At 59.9% G+C, this 7,838-nt stretch carries 6 protein-coding genes; 5 read left to right on the top strand and 1 reads right to left on the bottom strand.

The window, feature by feature from the left end; translation table 11 throughout:
• The first annotated feature begins 72 nt into the window (after positions 1-72).
• The 5 genes from QZ638_RS08380 to QZ638_RS08400 all read left to right on the top strand — a co-directional run bounded on the left by QZ638_RS08380 (position 73) and on the right by QZ638_RS08400 (position 7,144).
• Positions 73-1,848, top strand: coding sequence for an N-acetylglutaminylglutamine amidotransferase (locus tag QZ638_RS08380; RefSeq protein WP_295808833.1), 1,776 nt, complete (start codon positions 73-75; stop codon positions 1,846-1,848).
• 3 nt (positions 1,849-1,851) lie between these two features.
• Positions 1,852-3,666 (top strand): N-acetylglutaminylglutamine synthetase, encoded by a 1,815-nt coding sequence (ngg, locus tag QZ638_RS08385; protein ID WP_295808834.1) that lies wholly within the window; start codon positions 1,852-1,854, stop codon positions 3,664-3,666.
• A gap of 105 nt (positions 3,667-3,771) precedes the next feature.
• A complete protein-coding gene (locus QZ638_RS08390; protein ID WP_295808836.1) occupies positions 3,772-4,929 on the top strand; it encodes an osmoprotectant NAGGN system M42 family peptidase in 1,158 nt (385 codons plus the stop codon).
• Between the two features lie 219 nt (positions 4,930-5,148).
• Positions 5,149-5,937, top strand: coding sequence for an ABC transporter substrate-binding protein (locus QZ638_RS08395; protein ID WP_295808839.1), 789 nt, complete (start codon positions 5,149-5,151; stop codon positions 5,935-5,937).
• 67 nt (positions 5,938-6,004) lie between these two features.
• Positions 6,005-7,144 (top strand): aminotransferase class V-fold PLP-dependent enzyme, encoded by a 1,140-nt coding sequence (locus QZ638_RS08400; RefSeq protein WP_295808841.1) that lies wholly within the window; start codon positions 6,005-6,007, stop codon positions 7,142-7,144.
• Between the two features lie 16 nt (positions 7,145-7,160).
• Here QZ638_RS08400 and QZ638_RS08405 read toward each other — a convergent pair.
• A partial coding sequence (locus QZ638_RS08405) for an aminotransferase class V-fold PLP-dependent enzyme (protein ID WP_295808842.1) occupies positions 7,161-7,838 on the bottom strand: 678 nt, incomplete at its 5' end.

A 7,838-nucleotide genomic window follows, 5' to 3' on the forward strand; every position in this document is an offset into this window, starting at 1 on the left:
ACATCTAATAATCATAACTATAACTAAAGCACGCTCCGACGCAACGACAAACAAGGGATCAGATCGCTATCCATGTGCGGAATCTGCGGAGAATTGCGGCTTGATGGCCGCCCTGCCTCACCTGTTGCTCTTTCAAAAATGATGGACTGCCTTGCCCCGCGCGGCCCCGACGGTGCGGGTGCCATCGTTCACGGCAACGCGGCATTCGGTCACCGCCGCCTTAAGATCATCGATCTTTCGGAAAAGGCGCGCCAGCCGATGGAAGATGCCGAGCTCGGTCTCACCATCGCCTTCAACGGTTGCATCTATAACTATCCCGAGCTCCGTGCGGAGTTGGAGGGCAGGGGCTATCGCTTTTTCTCCACCGGGGATACGGAAGTCATTCTCAAGGCATGGCACGCCTGGGGCGAGGACTGCGTGACCCGTTTCCATGGCATGTTCGCCTTCGTGCTGCGTGAGCGCGATACGGGTCGTGTCGTCATGGCGCGCGATCGGTTTGGCATCAAGCCGCTTTATTTGGCGGAGACGCCGGAACGTATTCGTTTCGCATCCACCCTGCCGGCATTGCTTGCGGCAGGTGAGGTCGATACTTCCATCGACCGCTATGCGTTGCATCACTACATGACCTTTCATGCGGTGGTTCCACCACCGCGCACCATTCTGAACGGCGTGAGGAAGCTACCGCCGGCCACCATCCGCGTCATCGAGGCGGACGGCAGCCAGCGCGACCGGGTCTATTGGGATCCGCCCTTTGCGCGCGACGCTGAAACGGCAACGCTTTCGCCCGACGAATGGCGCGACCGCACCCTGGAAGCGCTGCGTCTGGCCGTAAAACGCCGCATGGTGGCTGACGTGCCGGTTGGCGTTCTACTGTCGGGCGGCGTTGATTCCAGCCTTATCGTTGGCCTTCTTGCCGAAGCCGGGCAGAAGGGTCTCATGACGTTCTCCGTCGGTTTCGAGGAAGCCAATGGCGAAAAGGGCGACGAGTTCGTCTATTCCGATCTGATCGCCAAGGAATTCGGCACCGACCATCACAAGATCTTCGTGCCGTCGGCCGATCTGATGGATTCGCTTCCAGGCACTTTCGCGGCCATGTCGGAGCCCATGGTCTCCTATGATAATGTGGGCTTTTACCTTCTTTCGAAGGAAGTCTCCAAACACATCAAGGTTGTGCAATCGGGGCAGGGTGCGGATGAAATATTCGGCGGCTATCACTGGTATCCGCCATTGATGAATTCCAACGACGTGGTGAGTGATTACGCGAATGTCTTCTTCGATCGTTCGCACGCGATGCTCGCCGAGCAGCTTTCACCTGACTGGATTGCCGACAGGGACGCGAGTCGCGAACTCGTTGCCGCGCATCTGACGCGGACCGGTGCCGACACGCCTGTCGATGCCGCGCTGCGGCTCGATTCCACCGTCATGCTGGTGGACGATCCGGTGAAGCGGGTCGACAACATGACGATGGCCTGGGGCCTTGAGGCGCGCGTGCCGTTCCTCGATCACGAACTGGTCGAACTCGCTGCCCGCATACCGCCCGAGGAGAAGCTCAAGCAGGGCGGCAAGGGTGTGCTGAAAGAGGTCGCCCGGCAGGTCGTTCCGCACGAGGTTATCGACCGCAAGAAGGGATATTTCCCGGTGCCGCAGCTCAAATATGTCGATGGGCCCTATCTCGATATGGTGCGCGATGCGCTGTCGTCGCAGTCGGCCCGCGAGCGCGGTCTCTTCCGCCAGGATTATCTCGACAAGCTTTATGCTGCACCGGCCGATCACATCACGCCACTGCGTGGATCGGAACTCTGGCAGGCGGGGCTGCTCGAACTTTGGCTGCAAACCCACGGGGTATGACCGATGGCCAAGAAAGAGGACGTGGCTTTGCGCGCCTCGCGCGGGCGCAGCGACAAGGCACTGGGCTATCGCCTGAAACGCCTTCGTAGCGAGACCATGAAGCCCAGCAACGCGCCGGCGGATCAGGTGGCCGAGCAACAAGACAAATCCGTTTCGCTCGAACTGGGCTGGGGCAGACTCCTGTTCGCCCAGACCTTTGAGACCAATGACGAGCTGGCCGACGCGCTGCGTGAAGAAGGGCCGGCCCGGCGCGATATCGCCTTTTACATACGCGATCCGCACGTGCTTCTGTCGATGGCGCCGCAAGAGCTGTTTCTCGATCCTTCGCACACGTATCGGTTGGACCTTGCCACATATCGCCCGAGCCGGCGGCAGCCGCGCGGGTTCTTTATCCGCCGGTTGACGTCGGAGGCGGATGCCAACGCTGTCAACGCGATCTATCAAAGCCGCGGCATGGTCACCGTGCGCCCGGATTTTTTCTGGACGAACCGCGACAGCCGCGCTGTGACTTACTTCGTCGTCGAAGACGATCAGACCGGCGATATTCTGGGTACGGTCACGGGCGTTGATCATCGCCGTGTGTTCCAGGATGCCGAAAACGGCGCGTCTTTGTGGTGTCTAGCGGTCGACCCGCAATGCCGTCATGCCGGCGTCGGCGAAATGCTCGTGCGACGGTTGGCCGAGCATTTCACTGCGCGCGGCGCGAGCTTTATGGATCTGTCGGTCATGCACGACAATGAACAGGCCATCGCCCTTTACGAGAAGCTCGGTTTCCATCGTGTGCCGGTGTTCGCTGTCAAGCGAAAGAATCCCATAAACGAAAAACTGTTCACCCATCCCCCGAAAGAATTCGACAGGCTCAATCCTTACGCACGGCTGATCGTGGACGAGGCACACCGGCGCGGCGTGGCGGTGGACGTTACGGATCCGGAAGGCGGCTTTTTCCGTCTGTCTTTCGGCGGGCGCTCGATTCATTGCCGTGAAAGCCTGTCGGAATTGACTTCGGCCGTGGCCATGTCGATCTGCGATGACAAGGCGGTTACGCGCCGCGTGGTCGAGCGCGTGGGTCTTAAAGTGCCCGAGCAAATGGACGCCGCCGAAAACGACGAAGCTCTCGACGCATTCCTCAAAAAGCACGGACGTGTGGTGGTGAAGCCGGCGCGGGGCGAGCAGGGCAAGGGTGTCGCGGTCGGCCTGGAAACCCTGGATGAGATGAAAAACGCCATCCGCGTTGCGCGCGAGTTGTCTGACCGGGTTCTTGTCGAAGCGTGCTTCGACGGCGAGGACTTAAGACTGGTCGTCATCGATTATCGCCTCGTCGCGGCAGCGGTACGCCGTGCGCCACGCGTGGTCGGCGACGGCCGTAGGAACATCGAGGAACTGGTCGAGAAGCAGTCGCGCCGGCGAGCGGCTGCAACGGGTGGCGAAAGCCGGATTCCCATCGACGACGAAACACGACGCTGCATCGCTGGCCTCGGTTATGAGTTGTCGACGGTTTTGCCGGAGGGCGAAGAGGTCGTTGTGCGCAAGACGGCCAACCTGCACACGGGCGGTTCCATCCACGATGTCACGGAGAAGGTGCATCCGGATCTCGTGCAGGCGGCTTGTGCCGCTGCCCGGGCCATTGACATTCCGGTCGTCGGCATCGACCTTATGGTCAAATCGCCGAACCGGTCGGACTATGTATTCATCGAAGCCAATGAGCGGCCGGGTTTGGCGAACCATGAACCGCAACCGACCGCCGAGCGTTTCGTTGACCTGCTCTTCCCGCGTTCCGGCGTGAAATCGGCGGAACGGGCACTGGCTCCCAGGGGTTAGGGCTTCGGCGATATTCTGTTTCAGCGCGGACCGACAGGTCTGCCCGGCTGGTCGTTCTCCGCGAGGAGAAGGGCCAGGCAGGGTCGAGCAATTCGAGAGGAACGTATGTCGCGACTTAAGATCGATGTTTCCTATCTTGTCGATCAACTCAAAGCGCTTTTGTCGATCGATAGTCCGACCGGCTACACAGATACGATTGTTCGTCATGTTACGGCGGAGCTTGAGAGGCTTGGGCTGGAGCCCGAGCTCACCCGGCGCGGTGCAATCAGGGCGGTGGTGCGTGGAGGTCGGCGCGAAGGCGCGCGCGCCATCATCACGCATCTCGATACGCTGGGCGCCCAAGTCAAGTACATTAAAGACAATGGCCGTTTCGAGCTCGTATCGATCGGGCACTGGTCTGCACGCTTCGCCGAGGGCGCCCGCGCGACCATCTATACGGAGAAAGGCAGCTATCGCGGAACCATTCTGCCCCTCAAGGCTTCGGGGCATACCTTCAACGATGACGTCGACACGATGCCTGTAGGCTGGGACTATGTGGAACTGCGTATCGATGCCATGTGCTGGGAACGTAGCGACGCGTACAATCTGGGCATCGACATTGGCGATTTCGTCGCGATCGATCCGCAGCCGGAATTCCTCGAAAACGGGTTCATCGTCTCGCGCCATCTGGACGACAAGGCTGGGGTGGCGATTGCGCTTGCCGCGCTGGAATCGCTGCTGCATAACGAGGTGACGTTGCCGGTCGATACGCACTGGCTCTTCACCATCGCCGAAGAGGTGGGTGTGGGGGCAGCCTCTATCGTTACACCGGAAATCGCTTCCATGGTGACCATCGACAACGGCACCACCGCACCGGGTCAGAACTCCGCCGAGTTCGGCGTTACCATCGCCATGGCCGACCAGGCCGGCCCGTTCGATTACCATCTCACAAAGAAATTGGTCGATCTTTGCCGCGAAGAAGACATTCGCTACCAGAAAGACGTGTTCCGCTACTATCGTTCCGATTCCGCCTCGGCAATAGAGGCTGGCCATGACGTGCGTACGGCGTTGATCGCCTTCGGCATTGACGCTTCCCATGGCTATGAGCGTATCCATGTGCACGCGCTGCGGTCGGTAGCGGAACTGGCAACGGCCTATGTGGCGAGCCCGATGGAGATCGAGCGCGATGTGGAGGAGGTTTCCGATATCGAGGGCTTTACCGAGCAGCCGACAAACGAGGCGGAGATGGCCAAGCGCGCCAACAACCTGCCAAAGCAGGAATAGCGGTCTTTCAACCGGGCGAACATCACGGAAGATCGGAAAAGGCGGCGTTTCGGCCGCCTTTTCTGTTGCTGCCATCCTGGGGAGGCCTCACGAGAGGTCGTTATGATTTTAAGCTTCAAATATCGATTGATCTCGGGCATGATGAGTGATCATGTGATCAAATAATTTTCCGGATAGCTGAAGGGAACAGGCTTCGGGAAGAACGGAAGGAGATCGATCATGAAGATCCGTACATATGCTCTGTCCATCGCTGCCGCCGCGTTGACCCTCGCGTCGACGGCATTCGCCGAAACGATCACGGTTGGCGCTTATCCGGCCAATCCGCCGTGGGAATATAAGACCGAGACCGGCGCCTTTGAGGGGTTTGAAGTGGACGTAGCCCGCGAGGTTGCCAAGCGACTGGGCATGGAGATCGCCTTCCAGGATCTTGGCTTTCAGGCGCTCTTCGCGGCGACGAGTTCGGGTCGTATCGACCTTGCGGTTTCATCGATTTCGATCACCAATGAGCGTTTGCAAAATCAATCTTTTACGCAGCCCTACTACGACAGCGACGGCACGATAGTGGGCCGCGAGGATTCACAGGTAGCGACGCTTGAAGAACTCGATGGAAAGACCATCGGTGTCGTTGCTGCAACGACCGGCGAAGCTTGGGCGAAGGAAAACGCGGAAAAATACGGCATTGCCGACATCCGTTCCTATTCGGCGCAGCAGGATCTGCTGCTTGATGTGCGTGCGGGACGGCTCGAAGGCGGTGCGGGTGAAATTGCCGGATTTCAATATGCGATGACGCAGGTGCCCGGCCTCAAAATCCTGGTGCGTATACCGACCGGCGAACGCTTCGCGATGATGACCCGCAAGGATCATCCCCTGCTGGAGCAGGCGAACGAGGCCATTTCGGCGATGAAGGAAGACGGCACGATGGCGACGATCCACAAGAAGTGGTTCGGGGTGGACCCGGATGAGGGCACGAGCACCGTCGAGGCGATGCCGATCCCGCAACCGGAATAAAATCCGAGCCAGCACAAAACAGCGATGGCGTTCGCGTGGGCGGACGTCGTTGCTTTACGAGGATATTATGTCAGCACAGAATAAGGCCATGGATGGCTCCGGATACTTTCTCTATCACTCGATCGGCATGTATCCCGGCAAAGCGGTTGAAATGGCTGAAGCCCTGTCCGATTTCTCGACCGGATGGGCGCGATGCGACAACGAGCAGTGGGTGCGGGCGCTCGGCGTTCGACAGGAGTTCATCGATCGGTGGTCCACATTGATCGGCGCCCCGGCCGGCACGCTGACCACAAGTGAAAACGTCACCACGGCACTCAATAGCCTGATCGGCGCATTGCCGGCGGAGCGATTACGCGGTCGGCGGCTTTTAATAGCCGGCGACTGCTTCCCCAGCATGCATTTTCTGCTGTCCGGGCTTTCCGAGCGCTACGGGTTCGTTCTCGACACCGTGCCGGTTCGCCCGGGCGAGCATTGGGTGCGCGATGATGATGTTATCGAGGCCTGGACGGACGATGTAGGCGTCTGTCTCATCACCTATGTGACGTCCACCGCATCGCATCGATGCGATCTGGGGCGGTTGGTCGCTCACGGTCGCAAGAGGGGCAGTCTGATCGGTGTCGATGTTACCCAGGCGGTTGGTTTGTTGCCGTTCGACGTGATGCGGCCGGCGGTGGATTTTACCATCTCGACCAGCTTGAAATGGCTCTGCGCGACGCCGGGCGCAGGTATTCTCCACGTCGCCGAACCGCTGCTGGCGGTGTGCCGGCCGGAGTTGCGTGGCTGGTTTAGCCAGGGGAACATTTTCTCATGGGATCTCGATAGGTTTTCCTATGCGCGCGACGCACGCCGTTTCGACAATGGAACCCCGTCCATCATCGCTTGCGCCGGTTCGCTCCCGGCCTTGAAATGGCATGCCCGACAGGACACGTCAGCGCTTCTGACACACAACCGAAAACTCTCACGGATGATTGTCGAAATCGCACAGGAATTCGGCTTCTCCCTCGCAAGCCCGCTCGACGAGGCCGAAAGAGGCGGCAGCGTGATGCTCGCCTTGCCGGAAGATCGGGACGCGGTGGAATTGGTTGCCCGCCTCGCGCAGGCGGATCTCTACGCCGACCACCGGGGGCAGATCATACGGCTTTCGCCGGGTTTCATGACCACCGATGAAGGCATTGGGCGGCTTGCAGATGTTCTGAAGACCGCCTGATGGATGCGTCGCGACCTTAGCTTGCCAAAGCCATACCCTTGTGGCGGAAACGTGCGGTGCTCGGGTCGAAATCGTATGCATCGGCATGGTGCCGAGCCTCGCGCGCCAGCCGGTCGACAGTTTCGATAACGAGGTCCGCTTTTTCGTCCGTCATGAGGTAGCTCAGATTGAGCCGCACCCAGCCCGGTTTTTCCATCTCACGTCCGTCGCGAATGCTTTGCAAAAGCGCGTTCGAGTGCGGTTCGTCGATACCCAGGAGTTGATGCGCATAGGGGCCGGCACAGGCGCAGCCGCCGCGCGCCTGTATGCCGTGAAGGTCGCTCAGCATGCGAGTGAAGAGCTGATGATGCATCGTTTCGCCGTCGGGGCAGAGGATGCGAAAGGAGAAGATCGGGAGACGCGGTGCGGTTGGGTTGCCGAGCAACTCTAGGCAAGGGTTCGTCGACCACACCGCAAGCGCATGCTTGCACAATTCTTCATGCCGGCGGTCGATGAAGTCCTGCCCCAGGGCCTCCTTGACGAGAAGGACGAGGGCGGAACGGATATCACCAACCACGTTGGGAGTCCCTGCTTCCTCGCGCGCCGACAGGGATGCCGAATAATCATGAGTCCAGGGCGAAACGAAGGTCACCGATCCACCGCCGGGCTGGGTCGGCTGTACAGTCCGGGCAATCGCATCGCGCACGATCAGCAG

Origin of the sequence: uncultured Nitratireductor sp. (genome assembly GCF_913053745.1) — a bacterium.
Classification (GTDB): domain Bacteria; phylum Pseudomonadota; class Alphaproteobacteria; order Rhizobiales; family Rhizobiaceae; genus Nitratireductor.

Bases quoted from the DNA above. Each gene is read 5' to 3' on its own strand.
- QZ638_RS08390 (WP_295808836.1), top strand. From the start codon at position 3,772: ATGTCGCGACTTAAGATCGATGTTTCCTATCTTGTCGATCAACTCAAA.
- QZ638_RS08395 (WP_295808839.1), top strand. From the start codon at position 5,149: ATGAAGATCCGTACATATGCTCTGTCCATCGCTGCCGCCGCGTTGACC.
- QZ638_RS08400 (WP_295808841.1), top strand. From the start codon at position 6,005: ATGTCAGCACAGAATAAGGCCATGGATGGCTCCGGATACTTTCTCTAT.
- QZ638_RS08380 (WP_295808833.1), top strand. From the start codon at position 73: ATGTGCGGAATCTGCGGAGAATTGCGGCTTGATGGCCGCCCTGCCTCA.
- ngg (WP_295808834.1), top strand. From the start codon at position 1,852: ATGGCCAAGAAAGAGGACGTGGCTTTGCGCGCCTCGCGCGGGCGCAGC.